Genomic DNA, 26,627 nt, shown 5'->3' with positions numbered 1-26,627 from the left:
ACCAGGCTGGATTTTTCCAGTCTGGTTTTTCAATATTAATGCTTTACAGGACTTTCGGTTTCAATATTTTGCATCCAGTTAAATGGATCTTCCATATGGCCATATTGAATACCTGTAATCGTATCGTAGACTTTTTTCGAGATATCTCCTGTTTTTCCATCGTTGATAATCAGTTGTTTATCTCCCCATTTTAATTCGCCGATCGGAGAGATAACTGCAGCTGTACCAGAACCGAATGCTTCTTCTAATTCTCCTCTTTGGTAAGCTTCATACAATTCTTCGATAGAAATGCGTTTTTCAACCACCGGGATATCCCAGTGCTGTAACAGCTCGATGACGCTGGAACGTGTAATTCCGGAAAGGATGCTGCCGTTCAGTTTAGGTGTGATTACTTCACCGTTGATTTTGAAGAAAACATTCATGCTTCCAACTTCTTCAATATATTTCTTTTCTACACCGTCCAGCCAGAGAACCTGCGTATAACCAGTTTGAGCAACCAGCTCCTGTGCTTTTAAGCTTGCAGCATAGTTTCCTCCTGTTTTCGCTTCGCCGGTACCGCCTTTTACGGTACGTACATATTCATCTTCTACTGCAATTTTTACCGGGTTGATGCCTTCTTTATAATAAGCGCCTACCGGTGATAAAATGACAATAAATTTATAGCGTGTAGATGCAGACACGCCGATGTAAGTTTCTGTTGAAATAATAAACGGGCGAATATATAGCGATGTACCTTCTGTATGAGGGACCCAATCACGATCAATTGAAACCAGTTGTTTAATGGCTTTTAAAGCAAATTCTTCGTCAATCGGAGGGATACATAAACGATCATTTGATCTGTTTAAACGTTCCATGTTTTTCTCTGGACGAAATAATTCAATGCTTCCGTTATCCGTACGATAGGCTTTTAAACCTTCAAAAACAGACTGTGCATAGTGGAATACCATTGCAGAAGGTTCAATTTGTAGTGGTTGATATGGTACAATGCTCGCATTATGCCACCCTAACGGTTCTGAATAATCCATCACAAACATATGGTCCGTGAAAATCTTCCCAAAACTTAATTGATCATCCTGTGGCTTTTCTTTTTTTGTCTCACAACGCTGCACGCGAATAGTTTGTTCTTCCATATCAAAAGTCTCCTTGCCATTGATTAAATTTCTATATATCATAAGACATATCAAAGATTTTAGCAAGACTAAATTTTAAATTAATTTATTAAATTATGATTACGGGTACGATTAAAATGGAAAAGTGAGGAAATGAATAATGAAAAAAATGGTATTATTTGATTTGGACGATACAATCTTATGGGACAAAAAAAGTGTACAAGATGCTTTTGATTTAACATGTCGGCTGGCGGAAAAGGAAGCAGGTACTAATCCGGTTGAATTGGAAAAAAATGTTCGTACGAGGGCAAGAGAATTATATGCTTCTTACCCGACCTATGCTTATACACAAAAAATTGGCATCAATCCATTTGAAGGTCTGTGGGCAACGTTTGAAGACCCGGGGGAGGAGTTCCGCAAGCTGCGGGAAATCGCTCCTGTATACCAGGAGAAAGCCTGGCTGGAGGGGTTAAAAGATACTGGGGCGGATCTGCCGGAACTTGCTAAAAAATTGGCAGAGGCTTTTAGATCATATCGGATAGAGAGCCCGCATTTATTTGAGGATGCTTTGTCTGTTCTTACAGAGCTGGGAAAGGATTATCGCCTTGCTTTGGTTACAAATGGTTCGCCAAGTCTCCAAAACCTTAAATTAGAGATTTCACCTGAATTACCTCCTTATTTCGAGAAAATTTTTATCTCTGGAGATATCGGAACAGGAAAACCAGATCCGGAGATATTTCATCATGTTTTACAGCATCTCGCTATTGATCCGGAAGAGGCAGTCATGGTCGGTGATAATTTGAATACAGATATTATTGGAGCTAATCGGACAGGTATTGATTCTGTCTGGTTGAATCGATTTGATGCAGAAAATAGGACGGACATCGAACCAGCCTATGAAATCAAATCACTTACGGAGTTAAAAAATATCCTGCAACCTTAATTGGGGGGATGTCTGGAGCCTTAATTTATAAAGGAATTTTATCCATAAAAAACCGTTAGAACACAGCTGCACGCCGTGGTTCAAACGGTTTTTTTAATATATTTTACAAATCAATCGCAGTAACAGATTTAATTTCGTCTAATAATGCAATTTCGGAAAGAGCTTTATCTTCTAAATGACGATCAATGGTCAGCAGCATAATGGCATTTCCACCTACATCTGAACGATCCACCTGCATGGTAGCAATGTTGATATTATGCTCTGCAAATGCACTTCCCATGCGTCCGATAACACCAGGCTGGTCAATATGCTGGATAACAACCATATGTCCTTCTGGAGTCGCATCCACCTGATAGCCATCAACACGGACAAGGCGTGCTCCGAGACCGTTTAATAGTGTTCCGGCAACTTTTCTGCTTCCGGAAGGTCCAGTTACTTCTATCGTAATCAGATTTGTAAATCCTTTTTGTGCCGATGTTTTGCTTTCGCTGACAGTAATTCCTTTACGATCCGCCAAGTATAATGCGTTGACATCATTTACACGGCTGCCGAGGAATCGTTTCAGGATACCTTTCACTGCATTGCGAGTGACCGGACCTGTTTCGATGTCACTTAATTCGCCGGAGTACGTAATACGAATGTCATTTATGACTTCATTTGCTAAATCGATAATAAATGTACCCAGTTTTTCCGCTAAATAGAAATAAGGCTCGATTTGATGCATTGCTTCACTAGGGATAGAAGGCATGTTCACTGGGTGGCGGACTGCTTTACCTTCTAAGAAGCGGATAACATCATGGCTGACATCGATGGCTACAATCTCTTGCGCTTCGATTGTGCTGGCGCCTAAATGCGGTGTTGCCACAACCTCTGGCAGGGTGAGTAATTTATGTTCTGTAAAAGGCTCCTGCTCAAATACATCCAATGCCGCACCCGCTACTTTTCCAGAAACAATCGCGTCATACAAAGCATCCTCATCAATAATTCCGCCGCGGGCGCAGTTAACAATTTGTACGCCATCCTTCATCAATTCAAAGGCTTCTGCGTTAATTAGATGTTTTGTTTCTTTTAACAGCGGTGTATGCACTGTAATGAAATCACCCGCTCGAAGCACTTCCTCTAACGTAGCATTTGTTATTCCCATCCGCTCTGCTTTTTCATCGGTTAAGAATGGGTCATAAGCAACTACATTCATGCGCTGTCCTTTGGCGCGTTTCGCTACTTCGGCACCAATTCTTCCCAGCCCTACAACGCCCAGTGTTTTTTGTTTTAATTCCACACCGACAAAACGTTTGCGGTCCCATTGCTTTTGTTTTAAAGCATAGAAAGCCTGCGGGATATTTCTGGACAGGGACATAATCATGGCCACAGTATGCTCAGCAGCAGAATTGGTATTTCCGTTCGGTGCATTTACGACAATAATTCCATTTTCTGTTGCTGCTTCCAAATCAATATTATCTACGCCGACTCCGGCACGTCCGACAATTTTCAAGCGGGATGCTTTTTCCAGTAAAGGACGTGTAACCTGTGTCTGGCTGCGAACGAGTAAAGCATCGAATTGGTCGATATTTTCTAAGAGCGCTGCTTCATCCCAGCCTGGATTTTTAACAATCTCTATATTTTCGATTTCTCTTAATGGTTTAATTCCTTCGTCACTTAATGGATCACTGACTAATACACGATATGTCATGAGTTACTTTTCCTCCTGTTGCAAATAAATTTCTTGGGCAGCCTGAACCCCTTTGCCAAGCTGGATATCTTTTCCGATTTTCACAAGACCGATTTCGATTAAGCTGATTGTTTGCAGCACGTCAGCAGGAGAGCAATAGCCCATGTGCCCGACACGGAAAATCGATCCTTTCAGGTGCTGCTGTCCGCCGGCCATGGTTAAATTGAACTGTTCCTTGACTGCAGAACGGAGCGCCTCTGAATCAAAGTCAGCCGGCCGGACCGCTGTTACGGTTGGAGAAGCATCTTCATCTGCTGCCAGTAAAGGAATATCCAGTGCTTTAAAAGCAGCTCTTGTCATATCACGCATAACGATATGCCGGCGGTACACATTTTCCAGGCCTTCCTCTTCCAGCAGATTCAGAACTTGATCGAGTCCAAATAAAAGGGAAAGCGCAGGTGTATACGGTGTAGATACTTTTTCTAAGTTTTTCCGGTAAACGCGCATATCTAAATAGAAGCGCGGCTGCGGATTGTCTTCAATAACCTTCCAGGCACGCTCGCTTGCTGCAATGAACATTAAACCGGCCGGCAGCATAAATGCCTTTTGCGAACCTGTTACATAAATGTCCACACCCCATTCGTCCATGTTAGCTTCCACGCCGCCCAGGCAGGACACACCATCCACAACGAAAAGAGCATCAGAAGATTCATGTACGGTTTTGGCAAGCTGCTCAATTGGATTTAAAATACCGGTAGAGGTTTCACAATATGTAGCAAAGACTACCTTGATTTCCGGATGTGCTTGTAAATATTCTTGAACGGCTTGAGGGTCAATTGTATCTCCCCATTCCACATCAATTCGGTGCAGCTTTAATTGAAAAGCATCGCATATTTTTGCAAAACGATCACCAAATGCTCCGCTGACGATAACAAGAACATCATCTCCCGGGTGTGCAGCGTTGCTGACAGCCATTTCTAAACCTGCTGTCCCGCTCCCGGCAACAGGAATCACATCCTGCTTCGTTCCAAATACAGATTTTAGCTTTGGAAGAATCCGTTCTAATAATTCTTTCGTTTCTTTCCCGCGGTGACCGATCATAGTCTGGTTCATTGCGCGCCCTACACTTGGAGGGATAGGACTCGGCCCAGGTATTCTTAGAATGTGCTGATCTTTTAGCATGAATGGTAAGCTCCTTTAAAATGAATTTAATAAATGGAATATCAATAAGTACCAAACTGGTATTATTGGATATGATAGCAACTTTTCAAGAATCCAGTTTTATAAAAAAATACAATGTCTTTAAAATGTTTTATTGGCAAACAATGTAACATTTTTTATAAGGTTAAGATACTTTTGTGAGGTTAAAAACGGATGTTTATCGATATCCAATTAATAACATACGGATATTTTAACATAAAAGTATTTAAAAATGCAGATTCATATGAAAAAGTATTTCTTACCAATATAGCAACCTCAACCGTATTGTCAATATAAAGTTACATATTATATGGGCGCAGCAGAGAAGAGAATTGTCGTTAAGGAGAGACATTAAAAAATTTAAAACCCGTTCATTCCGGCATGGAAATCGCTTTCCAGGATGTTTATAAAAAAGAAAAAACACTAAATAAATTGAACTATGCGAATATTATACCTATAATAGTCGAAAAAGGAAGGTGTAAAAATGGAGAAAGATTTAAGGATAAAAAGTAAAGCTTTTGACGGCACCATGCGAGCTCCTAATAGGGCGATGCTACGTGCAGTCGGGGTGACCGATGAGGATTTTAAAAAACCGATGGTCGGAGTTGCCAGTACATGGGCAGAGGTAACGCCGTGTAATATCCATTTGAATGATTTAGCTTTAGTTGCTAAAAAAGGAGTTAGAAAAGTTGACGGTGTGCCGTTAATTTTTAACACAATCACCGTATCTGACGGTATTTCTATGGGAACACAGGGAATGCGCTATTCTCTTCCTAGCAGAGATTTGATTGCTGACTCCATCGAAACAGTTGTCGGGGCAGAAAATTTAGACGGTCTTGTTGCGATAGGCGCTTGTGATAAGAATATCCCTGGATGTATGATGGCAATTGCCAATGCAGAGGTTCCGGCAATTTTTGTATATGGCGGAACCATTGCACCTGGAAATCTTGATGGAAAAGACATTGATATTGTTTCTGTATTTGAAGGTGTCGGGCAGCATAATGCAGGGAAAATCGATGATAAACAGATGAATCGGATTGAATGTCATGCCTGTCCGGGCGCAGGGGCATGCGGCGGGATGTATACCGCAAATACAATGGCTTCCGCAGCAGAAGCCATGGGATTAAGCTTACCGGGAAGCTCTTCCAATCCGGCAGAATCACAGGAAAAACTTGCCGATGTGGAAGCAGCAGGGGAAGCCATCAGAACATTGTTGGAAAAAGGAATCTATCCAAAAGATATAATGACTAAAGAGGCTTTTGAAAATGCGATTACTGTTGTGATGGCACTAGGCGGCTCTACGAATGCTATTCTTCACTTGCTGGCAGTTGCTCATGCAGCAGAAGTGGACTTAACCATAGACGACTTTAACCGACTTCAGGAAAAAGTGCCGCATCTTGCTGATTTAAAGCCAAGCGGGCAATTTGTATTCCAGGATCTTCACAATGTTGGCGGTGTCCAGGCAGTAATGAAAATGCTTTATGAAAATGGCTATCTGCATGGAGACTGTATGACGGTTACTGGGAAAACTATTAAAGAGAATTTAGAGGATGCACCATCATTAAAAGAAGGTCAAAAAGTAATTATGCCATTAAATGAACCAAAAAGAGAAGATGGACCTTTGATTGTTCTAAAAGGGAACCTTTCTCCAACAGGCGCGGTAGCAAAAGTATCCGGAGTGAAAGTAACCAGACATACCGGTCCTGCACGCGTATTTAATACCGAAGCAGAAGCAACAAAAGCCGTGATGAATAATGAAATTAAAGACGGCGATGTACTTATTATCCGTTATGTAGGTCCAAAAGGCGCACCAGGGATGCCGGAAATGCTTTCTATTTCCAGTATTCTAGTCGGGAAAGGAATGGGAGAAACCGTAGCATTGCTGACAGATGGACGTTTTTCTGGGGGCACACATGGTTTAGTAGTAGGACATATCTCTCCGGAAGCACAATCTGGCGGACCAATCGCACTCCTTGAAGAAGGCGACAGTATCACTATCGATTCATCCACGAAGGAAATCTTTGTGGATCTGTCTGATGAAGAATTGGACAAGCGTCGTAAAGCATGGGAAGCGCCGGAATTATATAAAAAAGGTATCTTAGGCAAATACGCACATAATGTAAAATGTTCTTCTAAAGGTGCTGTCACTGACTATTTGAATCGTGATTAACATAATTAAATTTATAGAACCTTCATCAGGTGATTCGATTATCATCTGATGAAGGTTCTTCATGTTTAAATGGAGCGGGATTTAAATTAATTTGTTAGGATGGCCGGCTTGAAGCAGCAGTATAAGCACTTTGCCAAAGTATCTAACCTAAGAAAAATAAGCTGTAATCTAATTTTAACAAAAAGTACGATGACAATATATATCAGCAATGTAAACGCATACATAAAATCAGACTAAATAGAATTATTAAAAAAATTACAAAATACTATTGACTATCATACAGAAACAAGATATGATTGTTCGCAATATAAGATATTTCTTAACGAAACATTTTTAAAATATCAAGAAGTTATTACTTCACCAATATATTAAATACGTTGACGGGAAAAAAGGAAAAGACCATAGCTTTCACAGAGATCTGGGGGTGCTGGAAGCCCAGAATAGCTACTTATTCCGACATCGTCCCTGAGTGTCACATGGAAAGGAATATTCCAATTATATGTGACCAGGTGCATGGTAATCTATGTACCTGTTATCAAACATAGCTCTAGCAGCTATTGAGGCAAAGTTTGAAAGAACTTTGTAAAACTGGGTGGTACCGTGAAAAGCAGATCCTTTTCGCCCCATACATGATAAGAAAGCATGTACATGGGGGGAAAAGGGTCTTTTTTAATTATTTTCGTAAAAACCCGAAACCAATCGCATGACAAATAGTTAGTTTAATTGAAAATTTCAGTTTTTTTAGCAAATAGGAAAATATCAGCGTATTCCGTTTGTGTAACACAATCATTCATCCGAAAGCGTGGTGAATGGCACGTTTTCAAAAGAAAAAGGAGGGGCATTGTTGTGAAAGTTAATGCAAATCAAGGGGTGGAAGTGAAGAGTAATTTGGTCACAGGGTCTGATTTGTTAGTTCAGGCATTGGAAAAAGCAGGTGTTGAAGTAGTGTTTGGTTACCCGGGGGGTGCTGTTTTACCAATTTATGATGCGCTGCACCGTAACGATACAACCTTCAAGCATGTACTTTCGCGACATGAGCAAGGCTCCATACATGCGGCGGAAGGTTATGCAAGAGTGTCAGGGAAACCAGGTGTTGTTATTGCAACATCAGGCCCGGGGGCAACGAATTTAATTACAGGAATTACAGATGCTATGATGGATTCGATTCCATTAGTTGTATTCACGGGACAGGTTGCGAAACAGGTTATTGGAACAGATGCTTTTCAGGAAGCAGATGTCATGGGAATCACGACACCAGTTACAAAGTATAATTACCAGGTAAATGATATCGCGGACTTGCCGAGAATCGTGAACGAGGCATTTCATGTTGCAACAACAGGGAGACCAGGTCCGGTAGTTATTGACATTCCTAAAAGTATTTCCGAAACTGTAACAATCAATGATTACGAGGATGATTTTTATTTGCCGGGCTATCAGCCGACAGTTTATCCGAACCCGATGCAAATCTCAAAAGTAACGGATGAACTAAGCAAAGCAGAAAAGCCGGTCATACTCGCTGGAGCAGGAATTTTAATTGCAGGAGCAACAGAAGAGTTAAAGCAATTTGTCAACAATTGGGAGATTCCGGTTGTCACGACACTGCTGGGACTGGGAAGCTATCCCGGCGGAGATAACCTGTCGCTTGGCATGGGTGGAATGCATGGAACGTATGCAGCAAATAGAGCCATTTATGAAAGTGACTTGCTTATCAATATCGGAGCACGGTTTGATGATCGATTGACTGGAAATCTGCAGCATTTTGCTCCTAATGCAAAAGTAGCTCATATCGATATTGACCCAGCTGAAATAGGGAAAAACGTTGAAACAGCAATCCCAATCGTAGCAGATGCGAAACAGGCGTTGAACGTACTTCTGCAGCAGGAAGTAAACCGCGGAGATTATACAGCCTGGTTAGATAAAATCAAGAAGAATCAAAAAGAATATCCGTTATGGTACAACCGCGAGGATAACCCAATCAGCCCGCAATGGCTAATCGAGCAGGTATATGAAAAGTCGAATGGAGAAGCGGTTGTGACAACCGATGTAGGACAGCATCAAATGTGGGCAGCTCAGTTCTACACCTTCAAGAACCCGGATAATTGGGTGACTTCTGGAGGGCTTGGCACGATGGGCTTTGGTTTTCCTGCAGCAATCGGCGCACAAATTGCCAAGCCGGATAAGATGGTTATCTCTATCGTAGGAGATGGCGGTTTTCAAATGACATTGCAGGAGCTGTCTATCTTGAAAACACAGAATTTGCCAGTAAAAGTGGTTATTCTGAATAATGAAGCACTTGGAATGGTAAGACAGTGGCAGGAAACATTTTATGAAGAACGTTACTCTCATTCCTTATTTTCAGAAAACCCTGATTTTGTGAAACTGGCAGAGAGTTATGGAATCAAAGGAATGCGTGTAGAGGATGAAAAGAATGTTCCAGATGCGCTGGAGGAAGCTTTCTCGCATGATGGCCCGGTTGTTATTGACTGCCGGATTGAAAGACAGACATGTGTATACCCGATGATTGCACCAGGCAAAGGAATGCACGAAATGATTGGGGTGACAAAATAAAATGAAACGGATAATCATTGCCACCGTTCAAGATCGCGGCGGGGTATTAAATCGAATCACTGGCATGCTCCACAGACGCCAGTTCAATATTGAAAGTATTTCTGTCGGCGCTTCGGATGTAAAAGGTATTTCCAAAATGACATTTGTTGTCGAAATTTCGGATAAGCAGAAGCTGGAGCAATTAACGAAGCAGCTGAATAAACAAATCGATGTCATTAAGGTTTTAGATGTCACAGATAAAGCCATTGTGACTAGAGAACTCGCTTTAGTAAAAGTGGTCGCGAACAATCAGACGAGACCTGAAATTATGACACTGATTACGGCATTCCGTGCAGATGTGATTGATATCAGCAAAGACAGCCTGATGATACAGGTTACCGGCAAGCCGGAAAAAGTCGATGCATTGATTGGACTGTTGCGGCCATATGGCATCAAAGATTTAACAAAAACAGGATTAACAGCATTTCCAAGAGGTTATCAACCTGAACAAGGTTTTAGTGAGCTGAACAATATGTCAGCCCATGGATAATAAATAATTATAATAATAGACAAAGATGAGAGGGAGATTACATTATGGCAAAAGTATTATACAACAAGGATATCAATCAAGAGGTACTAAGAGATAAAAAAATCGCAATTATTGGATATGGTTCACAAGGTCATGCACATGCAATGAACTTAAGAGATTCGGGATTTGATGTTATCGTCGGCTTGCGTCCAGGAAAGTCACAGCAAAAAGCAGAAGCAGACGGTTTTGAAGTATTTTCAGTAGCAGAAGCAACAGCTCAGGCTGATTTAGTAATGGTATTACTTCCAGATGAAATGCAGCCAAAAGTATATGAAGAAAGCATCAAGGATAACTTGCAGGAAGGAAATGCATTAGCATTTGCTCATGGATTTAATATCCACTTTACACAAATCGTGCCTCCTTCAAATGTAGATGTGTTCTTAGCAGCACCAAAAGGACCTGGACATTTAGTACGACGCACGTATGAAGAAGGAGCTGGCGTACCAGGATTATACGGTGTGGAACAAGATTACACTGGAAATGCAAAAGAAGTAGCACTTGCTTACTCTTATGGTATCGGCGCAGCAAGAGCAGGCGTATTGGAAACCAGCTTCCAGGAAGAAACAGAAACAGATCTATTCGGAGAACAGGCTGTACTGTGCGGTGGAGCTACTGCACTTGTAAAAGCAGGATTTGAAACATTGACAGAAGCAGGCTATCAGCCGGAAGTAGCATACTTTGAGTGTCTGCATGAATTAAAACTAATCGTTGACCTGCTTTATGAAGGTGGATTAGAAAACATGCGTTATTCTATCTCCGATACAGCACAATGGGGCGACTTCGTATCTGGACCTCGAGTTGTTGATGAAGGAACAAAAGAGCGTATGAAGGATATTCTTTCTGATATCCAAAATGGTACCTTTGCGAAAGGCTGGATTTCCGAAAACCAAACAGGCCGTCCGCAGTTTAACGCAATCAACCGTCGTGAAAATCAACATCAAATTGAAGTTGTTGGGAGAGAACTGCGTGCTTTAATGCCATTTGTTAAAAAACCAATTAACGATGTAACGGAAAAAAATGAAAAAGCACACGCTCAAAATTAAGTTTTTTGATACGGCTCTTTAAAGATGGTGAGCAGTCACCCAGAGTTGATTTAAACTAATAATCTAAGCAGCTTGAAAAAATAGAAGATGGATTGGAAGGAGGCTGGATTTCCAGCCTCCTTCAATGGACGTATGAAACCAGCTATCCAGATCTTCCTTGCAGCCCTGTTTGTATATAGCGCGTATCAATCAAAAGAAGACACCAGGCACCTGAGGAAATTGTCGAAACAGGTGTAAACAGGCTTTCTTAGGTAAAAGGGGAGTTTGGAGATGCCGAATGATTTGCAGGAGATGCGACGTGTTTCGACAAACTTCCATAAATGCATTTGTTCAAGCGGTGAAATGTTACTTTGTTCAAAAGAATACTACTATTAAACAGCTCGTTCACGAGTAAGAAGAAGGAGAAATAATAATGGAAAAGAAAATTGTCCTGTTACCTGGAGATGGAATTGGTAAAGAAATTATGGAGTCAGCAAAAAAGGTACTCGCAGCGATTGAAAGTGAATATCATCATCGGTTTATTCTCCAGGAGTGTGCAATTGGCGGAGATGCTCTTGACCGTTATGGTGTGCCATTGCCAGATGATACACTTCATGCATGTAACGAAGCAGATGCTGTCTTGCTCGGGTCAGTGGGAGGTCCTAAATGGGATAATCAGCCGCCGGAATTCAGACCGGAAAAAGGGTTGCTGGGAATTCGCAAAGGCTTAGGCTTATTTGCAAATCTGCGCCCTGTGAAGACATTCCCGCCCCTGTTACATGCCTCTCCTTTAAAAGAAGAAATTGTCAAAGATTCTGATATGATGATTGTTCGTGAATTGACTGGCGGTTTGTATTTCGGCGAACCTAGTGAACGCAGAAACAATGGAGAAGACGTGGTAGATACACTCGCTTATTCGAGACACGAGATTGAAAGAATCGTAGAAAAGGGCTTTGAGTCTGCACAAATCCGTAATAAGCATTTAACTTCGGTGGATAAAGCAAATGTATTAGAATCCAGCCGGGTTTGGAGAGAAATCGTGAATGAAAAAGCAGCTGGTTATCCAGATGTAGAAGTAGAGCATTTGCTGGTAGATGCCGCTGCAATGAAGCTGATTACCAATCCAAGCGGATTTGATGTAGTTGTCACAGAGAATTTATTTGGCGACATTTTAAGCGATGAAGCTTCGGTTCTGACAGGATCGCTTGGCATGCTTCCATCAGCAAGTGTCCGCACAGACGGTTTAGGAATGTATGAGCCGGTCCATGGTTCAGCTCCTGATATCGCTGGAAAAGGGATTGCGAATCCAATCGGCATGATTTTATCCACGGCATTAATGCTGGAATACTCCCTGGGGATGCAGGAAGAAGCGAAAGCAATCGAATCCGCGGTGATGGATTGCCTGGAGCAGGGCTATCATACAGCAGATTTAAAAATTAAAGATGGCAAACAAATGAGTACAGATGAAATAACAGAAGCGATTATCGAAAATTTAACGACAAAGTGTATTTCTGATTCAATTTGTAGCTCTTATGTATAAGGAAGTTGAACTATTTTAAGGACGATATGTATCGTTTCGGAGGTGTAGAAATTGGGAAAGGCTTTGACAGCATTTGAAAAAATTTGGAATAAGCATGTTGTAAAAGAAGAGGAAGGAAAGCCGGCTCTTTTATATATCGACCAGCATCTTGTTCATGAGGTAACGTCTCCGCAGGCGTTTGAAGGTTTAAGGCTGAATGGACGAAAGGTAAGGCGTCCGGATTTAACCTTTGCTACAATGGATCACAACGTTCCAACTATTAACAGAGAAAACATGAAGGACGAAATTTCCAAAAAACAAATGGAAGCTCTAAAAAAGAATTGTGCCGATTTTGGCGTGAAGCTGGCGGATATGTATCATCCGGATCAAGGGATTGTCCATATCATTGGGCCGCAGTTAGGTTTAACCCAACCGGGAAAAACCATTGTTTGCGGGGATAGCCATACATCCACACATGGAGCATTTGGAGCATTTGCATTTGGGATTGGAACCAGTGAAGTAGAGCATGTTTTGGCAACACAGACAATCTGGCAAGACAAACCTAAAACATTGAATGTTCAAGTCGTTGGAGATTTAGGTGTTGGAGTGACAGCGAAAGATTTGATTCTGGCGATTATTGCAAAATTCGGCGTTCGTTTTGGAACAGGATATGTAATGGAATACACTGGTGACGCCATTCGTAAATTAACGATGGAAGAGAGAATGACGGTTTGTAATATGTCCATTGAAGCTGGCGCACGTGCCGGTTTAATCAGTCCGGATGAAACAACCGTAGAATTCCTTCGCGGCCGTGAAATGGTTCCAGAAGGAGAAGCTTTTGAAGCTTTAGCAGAAGAATGGTTAGCACTGGCAACAGATGAAGGTGCAGAATTTGATCATACCGTTACCATCTATGCAGACGAAATTGAACCACAGGTAACTTGGGGAACAAACCCTGGAATGGGCGTGCCAGTCAATGCTTCTACACCGACAATTGCCAACTCAGAGTATCCGGACGAAGTAGAACGTGCTCTGACCTATATGGATTTAGAAGAAAATCAGCCGATCACATCGATTCATGTCGATCATGTCTTTATTGGGTCTTGTACGAATTCCCGATTGAGTGACCTGAAAAAAGCCTCGAAAATTGTAGAAGGCAAGAAGGTAAAAGACGGTATTAAAGCAATCGTGGTACCTGGATCATTTTTGGTAAAACAGCAGGCGGAGGAAATCGGCCTTGATAAAATCTTTATAGATGCCGGATTTGAGTGGAGAAATTCAGGCTGCAGTATGTGTCTGGGAATGAATGATGATATTGTCCCTGCTGGCGGCAGATGTGCATCGACGTCAAACCGGAACTTTGAAGGAAGACAAGGAAATGGAGCGCGCACACACTTGGTAAGTCCAGAAATGGCGGCTGCAGCAGCCATTGAAGGACATTTTGTAGACGTGAGAAAATATGTTGGAGTACCGAGTTAGGAGGAGTAGATGATGGAAGCTTTTAAAGAGCATAAAGGAATTGCTGCTCCGTTAAATCGCAGTAACGTAGATACAGATCAGATTATACCGAAGCAATTTTTAAAACGAATTGAACGCACCGGCTTTGGTAAATTTTTATTTTTCCATTGGCGTTTTGACGATGACGGGAACTTACGTGATGATTTTGTTTTAAATCAGCCCAAATATGAAAATGCTACAGTGCTTTTAGCAGGCGATAATTTTGGCTGCGGCTCCTCCCGTGAGCATGCACCATGGGCATTGGAGGATTACGGATTTAAAGTAATTATTGCTCCGGACTTTGCCGATATTTTTTATAATAATTCGTTGAAAAACGGCATATTAGTAATAAAGATGAATGAAGAACAGGTGCAGCAATGGATGAAAAAAGCGGAAGATGGTTTAACCCTGGATGTTGATCTAGAAAATCAGAAAATTACAGATGCAGATGGCACGGTTGTTTCCTTTGATATTCCAGCTTACCATAAGGAAAAGCTTCTTAACGGCTGGGACGATATCGCACTGACGCTTTTAGAAGAAGATGCCATTAAGGCATTTGAAGAAAAACGTGCTTAGAGATGATAAGCAGCTTTAATTATGAGAAAATAGAGAGATAGATAGAAAACTATAATGAATAAGAGGACTGAAGGAGTGTGGATTCACTTGGGGATCGCTTAACTGGTGAAAAAGTATATCAAGCATGGAAGAAATTAAAGCCAATTGTTCATCAAACACCGCTGTTAACATCACATACAACAGATGAATTAGTAGGGAAGCATGTCTATTGTAAGATGGAAAATCAGCAAAAAACGGGTGCATTTAAGTTTCGGGGCGCAAGCTACAAACTGATGCAGATGACAGATGAAGAGCTTGAGAATGGTGTTATTACTGCATCTGCCGGAAATCATGCGCAGGGAGTTGCACATGCCGCATCCAAATTAGGTGTGAAGGCAACAATATTTATGTCAGAGGGCACACCGCTTGCGAAAGTGAATGCAACCAGAAATTATGGTGCAGATGTTATCCTGACAGGAGAGAGCTTTCAAGAAGCTTATCAGGCCTCACTGGAGCATCAGCTGAAAACTGGCGCAACCTATATTCATCCTTTCGACGATCATGATATTATGGCTGGACAAGGTACTATTGCTATGGAGCTGCTGCGTCAGGAAGACCGTATCGATACGATTTTAGTACCAATTGGCGGCGGCGGTTTAATCAGTGGAATTGCAGTTGCTGCTAAGCATATCAACCGAAATATCAAAGTGATTGGTGTACAGGCTGAAGGAGCTGCAGCTATTTATGACAGCTATCGCACTAAACAGGTGAAAAAATGGACGCAGGTGAACACCATTGCAGAAGGTATTGCAGTAAAGGAACCCGGAAAGCATACTTTACCGATCATCCGGGAATATGTCGATGATATTGTCACTGTAACTGATGAACAAATTGCTGCAGCGATTATATATATGCTTGAACGGAATAAAACATTGATGGAAGGAGCTGGAGCAGCCGCTCTGGCAGCCCTATTCGCACATCATCATCAGCTTCGTTCTAGACATTGCGGAGTCATCGTGAGTGGTGGGAACCTCGATATCGGGAACATGCAGCGAATTCAAGAGTTATCCGAAAAGTATAAGCCAAAAAAAGTTAAATCATATGTCGCTTTGTAAAATGAAACTTCATTCCGTAAGGGAAACCTTATGGAATGAAGTTTTTTAGTGTTGTGAAAAATGAATAGAAACAAAAAGGTCTGCAGATAAAATCAAATTTTGTTGCATTTTCTAAAATCATTTCAAGATAATAGATAAATGTTTAACGTTAAAATATCCAATTTAATCCTGTTTTAAAGGTATATCCACCTTTATTAGATTGTTAATATATGTTAAAAATGACGGTATGTAGATGACTCTGACCGATAAAACGACACGAAAGAAAAGAGAAAGAATGAAAAAAATTATTCCGGTTTTTGTAGTAAATTATTGGAATAAGCCCTTGGTTTTAAAGGATTTTAATGTCGTAAAGGAAAAAATGTATATCGTTTCCAATTTTATTTTTTGCCAAAACCTATTGATTTTAGGGAGGTTATAAACTATAATTTCAAAGTATATTAAGGTTTGTTTACGATAAGTTTTCGAACTTTAGCTTTTTGAAATAAAAATGCAATATTTTATAAGAGCCAGAGATGAGAGAAAATAGAATAGATTTTACTGTATTAAAGCGATAAAATTCTCGTTTATTTACGGACAATTTTCAGAAAAATTTCAACAGTTATACTTTTATCATACTACATAATGTTATACGAGATAAAACAGTCGCTTAATCGGTGCACTAGATTTATATCATAGATGATTGCTGCAGCAATTATAAAACGAAACTTCAGCCAGTGGAAGTTGAGTGATTCAGGGAGATAACGGACGGTTCTCCGTGATAAAACAGATATGATTTAGTAGAAGAGCAGAGCTTAGACCAGGAATGTTTGTACAAATCTTTTTAGTTAGGAATTAATTAAAATGAATGAGTGTACATGCATTTTTTTATTCAGAAATTACTCAAATTTTTGTCATCTGAGTATTCAATAAATAGAAAAGGAGGGGGCTGAAATTTTTAGGGAGAGATTCATACAGCGTAGAGAAAACAATTTGAGTAAGGGGGGACACGGGTTTGAGTAATGAATTGTTAAAAATAAAAAACCTTAAAACATCTTTTCGGATTGACGATGAATATTACGCAGCGGTGGATGATGTAACGCTTACGTTGAATAAAAATGAAATATTGGGGATTGTTGGAGAATCCGGTTCAGGAAAAAGCGCTTTGGCATTTTCAATCATGCGTTTACACACGAGAGCGAAAATAGAGGGAGAAATTTCGTTAAATAATCAAAATATTGTTAAGATGCCAAAATCGAAGCTGAACAAAATACGCGGAGACGAGATGGCGATGATTTTCCAGGATCCGCTGACTGCATTAAATCCATTGATGCCCATTAGCAGACAAATTGAAGAGAACTTATTTTTGCATAATAAAAAATTGGGGCAGCAGGGCAGAAAGAAACGCACGATTGAATTGCTTAATTTAGTAGGCATTCCAAGACCAGAGCGAGTTTATGAGCAATTTCCACATGAATTATCCGGTGGGATGAGGCAGCGTGTCATTATAGCAATTGCAATTGCCAATGATCCAGAGCTGTTGATTGCTGATGAGCCGACTACTGCTTTGGATGTGACGATTCAGGCGCAAATTCTTGATTTAATCCAAGAATTAAAACAAAAAATACATGCAGGGATTATTTTGATTACTCATGATTTAGGCGTTGTTGCGGAAATGGCTGACCGGGTGGCGGTTATGTATGCTGGGCAAATTGTAGAAATAGCACCTGTGGATAAGTTGTTTGCTAATCCGCTTCATCCTTATACAAGATCCTTATTAAATTCGGTGCCGACAGAAGGACAGGACAGGCTTCATGTGATTCAAGGTGTTGTGCCGACGTTAAAAAACCTGCCGAGAACAGGCTGTCGTTTTGCAGAGCGTATCCCTTGGGTCGATGCATCTCATCACGAGGAGAACCCAGACTTACATGAAGTGGAACCTGGGCATTTTGTCAGATGTACTTGTTATAAGCATTTTTACTTCCCGGATAATAAGGAGGAACAGGAAAATGGCGTTTCTTGAGGTGAAAGATTTACAAGTATACTTCCCGATTAAGGGTGGAATTTTAAATCGAACGGTTGATCATATACGTGCGGTTGACGGGGTGTCTTTTGAACTGGAGCAAGGGAAGACATATGGATTGGTAGGAGAATCTGGTTCTGGAAAATCAACCACAGGGCGTGCGATTATTGGTTTGGAAGATGTGACCTCTGGACAAGTATTGTTTAATGGAAAAGACGTTACTGATAAAAAAGCAAAAACCAAAGATTTCCGAAAAGATGTCCAAATGATTTTTCAAGATCCTTATTCTTCGTTAAATCCGAGAAAAAGGGTATTGGACATTGTGGCAGAGCCCCTTCGGAACTATGAAAAATTATCAAAATTAGAAGAGAGGAAACGTGTACAGGAGCTTTTAGATATCGTTAATGTGAGTTCTGACAGTATTTTTAAATATCCGCATGAATTTTCTGGCGGGCAGAGACAGCGTATCGGAATTGCCAGAGCGATTGCTTTAAAACCGAAACTGATTATTGCAGATGAACCTGTGTCTGCTTTGGATGTTTCTGTACAGGCGCAGGTGCTTAATTTTCTTCAGGAAATCCAGAAAGAATTGAATCTAACCTATCTCTTTATCAGCCATGATTTGGGAGTGGTAAAGCATATGTGTGACAATATCTCAATCATGTATAAAGGAAGGTATGTGGAACAGGGCAGCACAAAAGACATCTTTGAAAACCCACAGCACATTTATACAAAACGGTTAATTGCAGCTATTCCCGATATTGATCCTAAAAATCGTGAGAGGCAATTTAAATTCCGGCAAGAAATAGCAAAAGAATATCGTGAGTCTTATGATAGGTATTTTGACGGTAACGGGCTGGCTTTCGGTCTTCAGTCTATTTCTAGCACTCATAAAGTTGCTTTGCCAGAGAAAGGTTGATTCGTCTATGTGGAAATTTATTGTTAGAAGGCTATTAATTACATTTCCCCAAATTGTATTTTTAAGTGTGCTTGTATTTATTATGGCACAGCTTATGCCTGGGGATGCACTCACCGGTTTGATTGATCCGACAATTACACAGGAAGCTTTGGAAATTCAGCGTGAGCGGTTAGGGCTTAATAATCCATGGTATATCCAATATGCAGATTGGGTTACTGGCCTGGTACAGGGAGATTTAGGACAGTCCTATCGATTTAAAACGGATGTAACAGCGGTCATTTCTGAGCGATTAAATAATACAGTCCTGTTATCTGTTGTTGCACTTGTATTTACATATTTAATTGCCATCCCGCTTGGACTTATCAGCGGGCGTTATAATGATTCGCCTTTGGACTCAGCAATTACAGGCTACACCTACCTTGGTTTTGCTACACCTATTTTTATATTCGCTTTAGTTATTCTTTGGATTTTTGGGTACCAGCTGGGATGGTTTCCGACAAGCGGCAGTGTGGCTCCTGGAATGCAACCCGGGACAATGGAATATTACCTGAGTAAATTAAATCATTCACTTTTACCAGGAATATCCATCGCATTGATTTCTGTTGTCGGCACGGTGCAATATTTAAGAAGTGAAATTGTTGATACAAAGCAAAAGGATTTTATTATTACAGCAAGAGCAAAGGGAGCTTCTGAAAACCGTGTTTATAACAGACATATTTTCCGGAACTCAGTCCTGCCGATTGCAGCTTTCTTTGGCTGGGAAATCACATCTTTAATTACAGGTACTGTGTTTGTCGAGAGGATTTTCGGTTATCCAGGGATGGGGCTTTTATTCTTAGAATCAATCGGGCAGCGTGATTTTAGTGTTGTGACAGCACTTACCTTATTATTCGGTATTGCCAGCATCTTAGGTGCTTTATTATCGGATATTATCTTAGGTATGGTAGATCCGAGGATCCGTATTAAATAGAATTTTGACAGACACTGAGGTGAATAATATATGGAAGCTAATACGGCTAAAATTGCTGAACAAAAGAGTCCTTCTTCCCTTAATATCTTATTAAGGGAGTTGGTTCGGGATAAACTGGCTTTGGTTTCATTGATTTTCTTAATTTTAATTACCGCTTTCGTATTTGGAATTTCTTTATTTCTAGATCAGGCTGAAATTGTGACGGTGGATCTATTCGCTATTAATGAACCGCCTTCTGACCAATTTATATTAGGAACAGATTATGGCGGACGTGATGTATTTGGCCAATTAATTATTGGCACACGTAATTCTTTAGCAATTGGGTTTTTAGTAACAGTTATAAGCGGGGTATTCGGAATCGCTTTTGGTGTTGTATCTGGTTATTTTGGAGGGCACATCGATAATTTCATGATGCGTATTATCGACTTCTTTATGGTATTGCCATTTCTAATGATTATTATTGTTTTTGTAACGATGACACCAAGTTATGATATCTTCACTTTCGCTGTCATTATGGCAGCCTTTAACTGGATGGGAATAGCAAGGTTAATCCGCTCCAAAGCATTGCAGGAGAAAGAGCTTGATTATGCACAAGCATCGAAAACATTAGGCTCTTCTAACTTTAGCATTATTTTTAAACAGGTTTTACCCAACATTACATCCTTAATTATCGTAACGATGACGTTAAATTTAGCGCAAAATATTGGAATAGAGTCTGGATTATCCTTTCTAGGATTTGGTTTTCCTGAGGATACGCCGAGTTTAGGAACATTATTAGCTTATGCAACAAATCCGCAAACATTGGAATTTCGCTGGTGGATATGGGTGCCGGCTGCAGTATTGATTCTATTATTAATGCTAAGTGTCCGTAATGTCGGAGAAGCATTGCGGCGTGCGGCAGATGCAAGACAACGGAGAGGTTAGAAATTTATTCTGTTACTTACATCAATTGCTTACAGCAGCTTGATGTTTAGTATATATTGCCGGTAGTCCTTGCCGGCGTAAAAGAAATATAATTAAAAGGGAGGTTTACAAGGATGAGTAAAGCAAAATTTAGCAAGCTTTTATTTGCAATGATGTTGGTTCTACTTCTTGTACTTGCAGCCTGCAGCGGCGGTTCTGATGATGCTGAGGGTGACGGAGGAGGAGATAGCGGAGATAGCGGTTCAGAAGAAAATAATGATTCAGAAGAAGCTGATGGGGAGATATATGATATAGCTGATTTTAGTCCTAGTAAAGAAGGGGAAGCAATGGATGGCGGAGAGTTGAATTTTGGACTTGTATCAGATACCGTTTTTGCTGGAACCTTGAATTTTAATTTTTATTCAGACGTATATGATTCGGAAGTAATTGATTGGTTCGATGAGGCGCTTTTAGAAGTTGACGATACGTTCACTTATACTCAAGAGGGTGCAGCTCAATTTGAGGTCAATGAGGAAGGAAATGAATTTACTTTTACAATTCGTGATGAAGTTAATTGGCATGATGGCGAACCAGTAACTGCAGAGGATTGGGCATTTGCCATTGAAGTTATAGCTGACCCGGATTATGACGGTCCGCGTTATGGGGATGTTGTAAACCTCGTCGGTGCAGAAGAATATCATGATGGGGAAGCAGATAGTATAGAAGGATTAGAGATTATTGACGACAAAACCTTGAAAATGACCTTTAAACAAGCAACACCTTCCTTACTTTCAGGCGGAATATGGTCTTATGCGTTGCCAAAACATATCTTTGAAGATATTCCAGTAGCAGATATGTCTTCTTCTGATGCGGTACGTGAAAACCCGATTGGGATTGGCCCGTTTAAAGTGGAATCTATCACTCCAGGTGAGTCTGTAACATATACGAAGAATGAGGATTATTGGAGAGGCGAGCCTTCTTTAGATAAAGTAACACTAAAAGTAATTGCTCCTCAAACTGTCGTACAGGCCTTGGAAACTGGAGAAGTAGATATGGTGGATTCTTTCCCTACGGATCAATATCCAGATGTAGTAGATTCTTTAACAAATGTAGATTTCTTAGGAAGACTCGACAGATCTTATTCATATGTCGGATTTAAACTAGGAACATGGGATGATGAGAATGGAAAAGTAGATATGGATTTAGAAAATTCAAAAGTCGGCGATGTCGAATTGCGCCGGGCAATGTGGTATGCAGTAGATAATGATGCTGTAGGAGAACGCTTTTATAATGGATTACGTTGGAATGCAACCACATTAATGCCGTCTTTCTATGAAATTTATCATGATGACTCTATTGAAACGCCAACTTATGACCCGGATATGGCAAATCAAATTTTAGATGAAGCCGGCTATGAAGACGTAGACGGAGATGGCATCCGTGAAAATCCAGACGGAGAAGAGCTAGTGCTTAATTATGCAACGATGGAAGGCGGAGACACCGCAGAACCTTTAGCAAATTATTATATCCAATCATGGGAACAAGTTGGAATTAAAGTCGAAAAAATTGATGGACGTTTATTAGAATTTAATGATTTCTATGATCGAATTGGACAGCAGGGTAATGATGATCCAGACATTGATGTTTATTCAGCTGCTTGGTCAGTAGGAACGGATGTTGACCCGACAGGCTTATGGGGACCAAATGTAATATATAATTTCACTCGCTGGGAGGATGAAGAAAATACACGTCTTCTAGAAGAAGGAGTTTCTCCAGAAGCGATGGATCTAGAATATCGACAAGAAGTGTATAGTGAGTGGCAAGAATATATGGTAGAACAAGTGCCTGTGTTCCCAACGGTTTACCGTGCAGAATTAGCTCCGGTTAACGAACGCGTAGTAAATTGGGATATTCGACAAGAAGGACAGGAAATACTTCGTTATGAAGTTGGTGTGACTCAGGACGAACCAGTATTGCCTTAATAGAATGATTGGGAAAGACTCGCAGCTTGCGGGTCTTTTCTTTTGGAGGTATTCTTTGTCAAGAGTAATTATCTATAACAGTTTTGATTCTTTCTTCTTTCTTCACAAAAAATTTCGGACAGAGACTGCTTGTTTCATTAAAAGAAGTGTAAAGTTTAACCTTCTAAATATACAAAAAACACGGGAAACCCCGTGCTTTGTCTATTTCAAGTATCGTTTTACGTCTTCTATTGTTTCAAATTCATCGATAGGACTCATCATGGTTTCTAAAGTACTTATTTCTTGTTTGTATACCTTTTGCTTTATATCCTCTGAAGGTGGAGCTACGAATTTTGTGATTAATCGAATAGCAGTATTAGCCAGTGCTGTTTTTCCTTCCACTTTTCCCTTTTTTAAGCCTTCTTCTTTGCCTTCATTCCGAGAAATCTCTGCTAAACTCATTGCCAGTTCACTCCCTTCTCGATAAGTGTTCCCTATATGGTGGATTATATCATAATAATACTTCTTTGTAAGTTGGCGGTTGACGCGGAATCCATCATCATTTTTACTATTAATTTCATTCCCCTCACATATTTGATTATTTCTAAAACCTCTCATTTGCGCTATAATGGATACGGATACATAATGAGTAATTTATAAGCGTCAGATCATCTCGGATATTAAGAATCTTCATTCAGGAGGCAAATATGATGAATACACAGGAGCAATTAAAGAAAGCAGTCGGCGAAAAAGCGGCGACCTTCGTGAAGGATGGAATGAAAGTCGGTTTAGGTTCAGGTTCCACGGTATATTGGCTTGTTCGCGCTTTAGGTGAAAGAATTGAGCAGGAAGGCATTCAAATAGAAGGAATTCCATCTTCTATTCAGACCGGTGCATGGGCAAAGGAATTCGGCGTTCCTCTGACTAATTTTGCGGAAACAAAGGAATTGGATGTAACAATTGACGGCTCAGATGAAGTGGATCCGGATTTTCAATTAATCAAGGGCGGCGGTGCAGCGTTATTTAGAGAGAAAATCATTGCGCAGGCTGCCGAGAAGTTAATTATTATCGTGGACGAGTCAAAAATGGTTGACCATTTAGGAGCGTATGCTTTGCCGGTAGAAATCCTGCCGTTTGCCTGGGAACGTACAGCTCATGAAATAGAGAAGCTTGACTGTGTGCCGGTGCTTCGTTTGAAGGATGGAGAGCCGCTTGTCACCGATAATGGAAATTATATTGTAGACTGTCCGTTTGAAAGGATAGAGGATCCAGCTGACTTAGACCGGAAAATACAGGCGATTGCAGGTGTGGTGGAAACTGGTCTGTTCATTGATATGGCGGATACTGTCATCATCGGAAGCTCAGAGGGTGTAACGATAAAAGATAAATAAATTTGCAAATAAAGGATCATCATGAAGATGGTCTTTTTATGCAGGTAAGAAAGTGTATAAAAAATGCTGAATATAGCCGCTCCAACGGGTTTCATGGGGTGAGTAATCGCAACCCCAGAAATACACTCCGCTTTCCGTGGGCTTGAGCTCAGCCTCCTTTAAAGAAGACTTGCTGATTGGCAAGCCGTCAGGCGCAGACAGAAGCATAGTCGCACTTATGCCCCGCGGGTAGAAAAAAAGAAGGTCACTTTTTTTCTGCGGGGTCTTCACTCTGCGCATTCCCATAGGAGTCTCCGTGTATTTCTTCTGGGACTGCGATTACTCGTCCCATCAAAAAGCGTCGCTAGAATTAGCTTCATCTCTTTGGCAAGAACGCCGAGGTTTTAAAGGCCAAGTAATGTTCTTGGTCGTTCTTTTGGCGAAAAGTATGAAACGAAACTTTAAGATCATCCCCTAACACCATCATAACAATCCATTTTTCTAACCAAACATTCCTCTGGTTATGCACGAACTTGGCCGGCATAGCATAGGCTAATGTGGAACTGGAGACATTGCCAGAGAGGATGAGGCCATTTGTGTGGAATTACCGGATTCATTAGCTGGGATAAACGTGCGAGGGACGAGAGAGACACATTAGAAAAGATGGCAGCTACATTGTCTTTGCGCGGTCCAGATGCAACGGATTATTGGCTGGATGGTCACGTAGGATTTGGCCATACCCGTCTTTCTGTTATTGATTTAGAGGGCGGCAGACAGCCGATGACCAAAGAGGCGGAACATAAGCAATACGTTATTTGTTATAACGGAGAGCTTTATAATACAGAGGAATTACGGAAAAGCCTGATGCAGCGGGGGTATACATTTACGACATCCTCGGATACAGAGGTCCTGTTAACAAGTTATATGGAATGGAAGGAAGACTGTGTGGACCACTTAAACGGTATTTTTGCGTTTGCTATTTGGGATAATGCGGCGGAGAAGCTGTTTATTGCACGTGACCGTTTAGGGGTAAAGCCGTTTTTTTACAGTGAAAAAGGAAAAACGTTTGTGTTCGGTTCCGAAATAAAAGCGCTTCTTGCGCATCCGCAGGTAACAACAAAAATTGATCGGACCGGGCTCTCGGAGGTCTTTGGTTTGGGGCCTTCCAGAACACCGGGGCATGGGTTGTTTAAAGATGTCAATGAATTAAGAGCCGGGCATGCGATGGCTGTTTCGAGAGAAGGAATAAAGGTCTGGCGTTATTGGAATTTAGAAAGTAAAGAGCATAAGGATTCCTTAGAAGAGACAGCAGAAAAAGTACGGACGCTGTTTATCGATTCCGTTCAAAGGCAGCTTGTAGCAGATGTACCTGTGGCTACCTTCCTGTCAGGCGGTTTAGATTCCAGTGCAATTACAGCCATAGCGGCAAATCACTACAAAGAAAAAGGACTGGGCGCTTTATCGACCTTCTCCCTCGATTACCAAGGTAATAAAAAGCATTTTCAGGAGAGTAAATTTCAGCCTTCCAGTGATCAGCAATGGATTGAAAAAATGGTGGAAGCTTTCTCAACAGATCATCATGAAGAAGTGATTACAGGGATGGAGCTTGCTTCCCTGCTGAAAGAAGCGGTCGAAGTGAGAGACCAGCCGGGGCAGGCAGATATTGATTCCTCCTTATTATGGTGCTGCCAGCAAATGAAGAAGCATACAACCGTGGCTTTGTCTGGAGAGTGTGCAGATGAAATATTCGGCGGGTACCCTTGGTTCCATGATCCGACGGCCGTGGGAGACAGCTTTCCATGGATTCGGTCTTTAGATGGAAGAGTTGAATTATTGCATGATGATTGGCAGAGCAAATTACAAATTGCAGATTATGTGCAGGACAGATATCAAACGACAATAGATGAAACGCCTCGCCTCGATGGAGAAAGCAAGGTAGATGCAAGGCGCAGGGAATTGTTTTATTTAAATATGCAGTGGTTTATGTCCCAGCTTCTGGACAGAAAAGATCGAATGAGCATGGGTGCAGGGCTGGAAGTGCGTGTTCCATATGCAGATCATCATCTTGTGGAATATGTCTGGAATATTCCCTGGGAAATGAAAATGGCGAATGGCAGGGAGAAAGGGATCTTACGAAAGGCGATGGAAGGCGTTCTGCCGCAAGAGGTGCTTTACCGGAAGAAGAGCCCTTATCCAAGGACATTTCAGCCGGAATATACGGAGCAGGTGTCGCAGTGGATGCGGAAGATTTTAACCGACTCCGAAGCAAGGATCTTTGAGTTTTTGAAGAAGGATAAGGTAGAGAAAATTGTAGAAAGGACGGGGAAAGAGTTCAAGGATCCGTGGTATGGTCAGCTGATGAGAGGGCCGCAGTTAATTGCTCATCTCTGCCAGATTGATTATTGGTTACGGAAATATGATATTGAAGTCAGTGAATAGGCTATGCGGTTGATATAGCAAAAAAAGTGTAGGAAGCAGATTTTTTATGATACCTCTGTTTCCTATGCTTTTTCTTTTTTGGAAGCCTGTACCATGATGTTCAAAATAATATCAAAAAAGTGTGAAAAAGC

At 41.0% G+C, this 26,627-nt stretch carries 20 protein-coding genes; 16 read left to right on the top strand and 4 right to left on the bottom strand.

The window, feature by feature from the left end:
• Nucleotides 1-35 precede the first annotated feature (35 nt).
• A complete protein-coding gene (locus MKY45_RS18895; protein WP_042530013.1) occupies nt 36-1,130 on the bottom strand; it encodes a branched-chain amino acid aminotransferase in 1,095 nt (364 codons plus the stop codon).
• 139 nt (nt 1,131-1,269) lie between these two features.
• Here MKY45_RS18895 and MKY45_RS18890 point away from each other — a divergent pair, with 139 nt between their 5' ends.
• A complete protein-coding gene (locus MKY45_RS18890; RefSeq protein ID WP_256705022.1) occupies nt 1,270-2,052 on the top strand; it encodes an HAD family hydrolase in 783 nt (260 codons plus the stop codon).
• Between the two features lie 103 nt (nt 2,053-2,155).
• Here the strand turns inward: MKY45_RS18890 and serA are convergent, their stop codons facing one another.
• The gene (gene serA / locus MKY45_RS18885; protein WP_042530017.1) at nt 2,156-3,742 is read right to left on the bottom strand and encodes a phosphoglycerate dehydrogenase; all 1,587 of its coding nucleotides are present in this window, start codon (nt 3,740-3,742) and stop codon (nt 2,156-2,158) included.
• 3 nt (nt 3,743-3,745) lie between these two features.
• Nucleotides 3,746-4,903 (bottom strand): pyridoxal-phosphate-dependent aminotransferase family protein, encoded by a 1,158-nt coding sequence (locus MKY45_RS18880; RefSeq protein WP_212928349.1) that lies wholly within the window; start codon nt 4,901-4,903, stop codon nt 3,746-3,748.
• 502 nt (nt 4,904-5,405) lie between these two features.
• On the opposite strand from MKY45_RS18880, the gene ilvD reads away from it, so the two are divergent.
• The 13 genes from ilvD (at nt 5,406) to opp4A (ending at nt 22,708) form a co-directional block, all read left to right on the top strand.
• On the top strand, nt 5,406-7,091 hold the full coding sequence (ilvD, locus tag MKY45_RS18875; RefSeq protein ID WP_256705021.1) for a dihydroxy-acid dehydratase: 1,686 nt from the start codon (nt 5,406-5,408) through the stop codon (nt 7,089-7,091).
• Between the two features lie 846 nt (nt 7,092-7,937).
• Complete coding sequence (gene ilvB / locus MKY45_RS18870) at nt 7,938-9,659, top strand: biosynthetic-type acetolactate synthase large subunit (protein WP_193065369.1); 1,722 nt, start codon at nt 7,938-7,940, stop codon at nt 9,657-9,659.
• A 1-nt stretch (nt 9,660) separates the two neighbouring features.
• Nucleotides 9,661-10,188 (top strand): acetolactate synthase small subunit, encoded by a 528-nt coding sequence (gene ilvN, locus MKY45_RS18865; RefSeq protein ID WP_042530026.1) that lies wholly within the window; start codon nt 9,661-9,663, stop codon nt 10,186-10,188.
• Between the two features lie 44 nt (nt 10,189-10,232).
• A complete protein-coding gene (ilvC, locus tag MKY45_RS18860; RefSeq protein WP_042530028.1) occupies nt 10,233-11,270 on the top strand; it encodes a ketol-acid reductoisomerase in 1,038 nt (345 codons plus the stop codon).
• 412 nt (nt 11,271-11,682) lie between these two features.
• Complete coding sequence (gene leuB / locus MKY45_RS18855) at nt 11,683-12,789, top strand: 3-isopropylmalate dehydrogenase (protein WP_212928347.1); 1,107 nt, start codon at nt 11,683-11,685, stop codon at nt 12,787-12,789.
• A 51-nt stretch (nt 12,790-12,840) separates the two neighbouring features.
• A complete protein-coding gene (gene leuC / locus MKY45_RS18850) occupies nt 12,841-14,247 on the top strand; it encodes a 3-isopropylmalate dehydratase large subunit (protein WP_341173229.1) in 1,407 nt (468 codons plus the stop codon).
• Between the two features lie 12 nt (nt 14,248-14,259).
• On the top strand, nt 14,260-14,841 hold the full coding sequence (gene leuD / locus MKY45_RS18845) for a 3-isopropylmalate dehydratase small subunit (RefSeq protein ID WP_212928346.1): 582 nt from the start codon (nt 14,260-14,262) through the stop codon (nt 14,839-14,841).
• A gap of 77 nt (nt 14,842-14,918) precedes the next feature.
• Nucleotides 14,919-15,935: a threonine ammonia-lyase gene (gene ilvA, locus MKY45_RS18840; RefSeq protein WP_042530036.1), complete on the top strand. Its 1,017-nt coding sequence runs from the start codon at nt 14,919-14,921 to the stop codon at nt 15,933-15,935.
• A 991-nt stretch (nt 15,936-16,926) separates the two neighbouring features.
• Nucleotides 16,927-17,934 carry an ABC transporter ATP-binding protein gene (locus MKY45_RS18835; protein WP_212928345.1) on the top strand — a complete coding sequence of 336 codons (1,008 nt, stop codon included), beginning with the start codon at nt 16,927-16,929 and terminating at the stop codon, nt 17,932-17,934.
• Nucleotides 17,921-18,853, top strand: coding sequence for an ABC transporter ATP-binding protein (locus MKY45_RS18830; protein ID WP_193065373.1), 933 nt, complete (start codon nt 17,921-17,923; stop codon nt 18,851-18,853). The genes MKY45_RS18835 and MKY45_RS18830 overlap by 14 nt, the downstream gene beginning before the upstream one ends.
• Before the next feature lie 7 nt (nt 18,854-18,860).
• Nucleotides 18,861-19,823 (top strand): oligopeptide ABC transporter permease, encoded by a 963-nt coding sequence (gene opp4B / locus MKY45_RS18825; protein WP_042530042.1) that lies wholly within the window; start codon nt 18,861-18,863, stop codon nt 19,821-19,823.
• A gap of 30 nt (nt 19,824-19,853) precedes the next feature.
• Nucleotides 19,854-20,747, top strand: a complete 894-nt coding sequence (locus MKY45_RS18820; protein ID WP_256705019.1) for an ABC transporter permease — start codon at nt 19,854-19,856, stop codon at nt 20,745-20,747.
• Between the two features lie 113 nt (nt 20,748-20,860).
• Nucleotides 20,861-22,708: an oligopeptide ABC transporter substrate-binding protein gene (gene opp4A / locus MKY45_RS18815; RefSeq protein ID WP_042530047.1), complete on the top strand. Its 1,848-nt coding sequence runs from the start codon at nt 20,861-20,863 to the stop codon at nt 22,706-22,708.
• A gap of 201 nt (nt 22,709-22,909) precedes the next feature.
• Here the strand turns inward: opp4A and MKY45_RS18810 are convergent, their stop codons facing one another.
• Nucleotides 22,910-23,149 (bottom strand): hypothetical protein, encoded by a 240-nt coding sequence (locus MKY45_RS18810; RefSeq protein WP_256705018.1) that lies wholly within the window; start codon nt 23,147-23,149, stop codon nt 22,910-22,912.
• Nucleotides 23,150-23,397: 248 nt separating this feature from the next.
• On the opposite strand from MKY45_RS18810, the gene rpiA reads away from it, so the two are divergent.
• Both rpiA and asnB read left to right on the top strand, forming a co-directional pair.
• Nucleotides 23,398-24,078 (top strand): ribose-5-phosphate isomerase RpiA, encoded by a 681-nt coding sequence (rpiA, locus tag MKY45_RS18805; protein WP_042530051.1) that lies wholly within the window; start codon nt 23,398-23,400, stop codon nt 24,076-24,078.
• 573 nt (nt 24,079-24,651) lie between these two features.
• Nucleotides 24,652-26,496 carry an asparagine synthase (glutamine-hydrolyzing) gene (asnB, locus tag MKY45_RS18800; RefSeq protein ID WP_341173228.1) on the top strand — a complete coding sequence of 615 codons (1,845 nt, stop codon included), beginning with the start codon at nt 24,652-24,654 and terminating at the stop codon, nt 26,494-26,496.
• The last annotated feature ends 131 nt before the right edge of the window (nt 26,497-26,627 follow it).

This window comes from Oceanobacillus sp. FSL K6-0251, from assembly GCF_038004725.1.
GTDB lineage: Bacteria > Bacillota > Bacilli > Bacillales > Amphibacillaceae > Oceanobacillus > Oceanobacillus oncorhynchi.
This window is presented reverse-complemented; position numbering and strand designations above follow the sequence as displayed.

What these genes read in the sequence shown, in the direction of transcription:
- MKY45_RS18890 (WP_256705022.1), top strand. Translation starts at nt 1,270, where the DNA reads ATGAAAAAAATGGTATTATTTGATTTGGACGATACAATCTTATGGGAC.
- MKY45_RS18880 (WP_212928349.1), bottom strand. Translation starts at nt 4,903, where the DNA reads ATGCTAAAAGATCAGCACATTCTAAGAATACCTGGGCCGAGTCCTATC.
- serA (WP_042530017.1), bottom strand. Translation starts at nt 3,742, where the DNA reads ATGACATATCGTGTATTAGTCAGTGATCCATTAAGTGACGAAGGAATT.
- opp4B (WP_042530042.1), top strand. Translation starts at nt 18,861, where the DNA reads ATGTGGAAATTTATTGTTAGAAGGCTATTAATTACATTTCCCCAAATT.
- leuB (WP_212928347.1), top strand. Translation starts at nt 11,683, where the DNA reads ATGGAAAAGAAAATTGTCCTGTTACCTGGAGATGGAATTGGTAAAGAA.
- ilvN (WP_042530026.1), top strand. Translation starts at nt 9,661, where the DNA reads ATGAAACGGATAATCATTGCCACCGTTCAAGATCGCGGCGGGGTATTA.
- ilvC (WP_042530028.1), top strand. Translation starts at nt 10,233, where the DNA reads ATGGCAAAAGTATTATACAACAAGGATATCAATCAAGAGGTACTAAGA.
- leuD (WP_212928346.1), top strand. Translation starts at nt 14,260, where the DNA reads ATGGAAGCTTTTAAAGAGCATAAAGGAATTGCTGCTCCGTTAAATCGC.
- ilvD (WP_256705021.1), top strand. Translation starts at nt 5,406, where the DNA reads ATGGAGAAAGATTTAAGGATAAAAAGTAAAGCTTTTGACGGCACCATG.
- MKY45_RS18810 (WP_256705018.1), bottom strand. Translation starts at nt 23,149, where the DNA reads ATGAGTTTAGCAGAGATTTCTCGGAATGAAGGCAAAGAAGAAGGCTTA.
- rpiA (WP_042530051.1), top strand. Translation starts at nt 23,398, where the DNA reads ATGAATACACAGGAGCAATTAAAGAAAGCAGTCGGCGAAAAAGCGGCG.
- MKY45_RS18820 (WP_256705019.1), top strand. Translation starts at nt 19,854, where the DNA reads ATGGAAGCTAATACGGCTAAAATTGCTGAACAAAAGAGTCCTTCTTCC.
- opp4A (WP_042530047.1), top strand. Translation starts at nt 20,861, where the DNA reads ATGAGTAAAGCAAAATTTAGCAAGCTTTTATTTGCAATGATGTTGGTT.
- MKY45_RS18830 (WP_193065373.1), top strand. Translation starts at nt 17,921, where the DNA reads ATGGCGTTTCTTGAGGTGAAAGATTTACAAGTATACTTCCCGATTAAG.
- MKY45_RS18895 (WP_042530013.1), bottom strand. Translation starts at nt 1,130, where the DNA reads ATGGAAGAACAAACTATTCGCGTGCAGCGTTGTGAGACAAAAAAAGAA.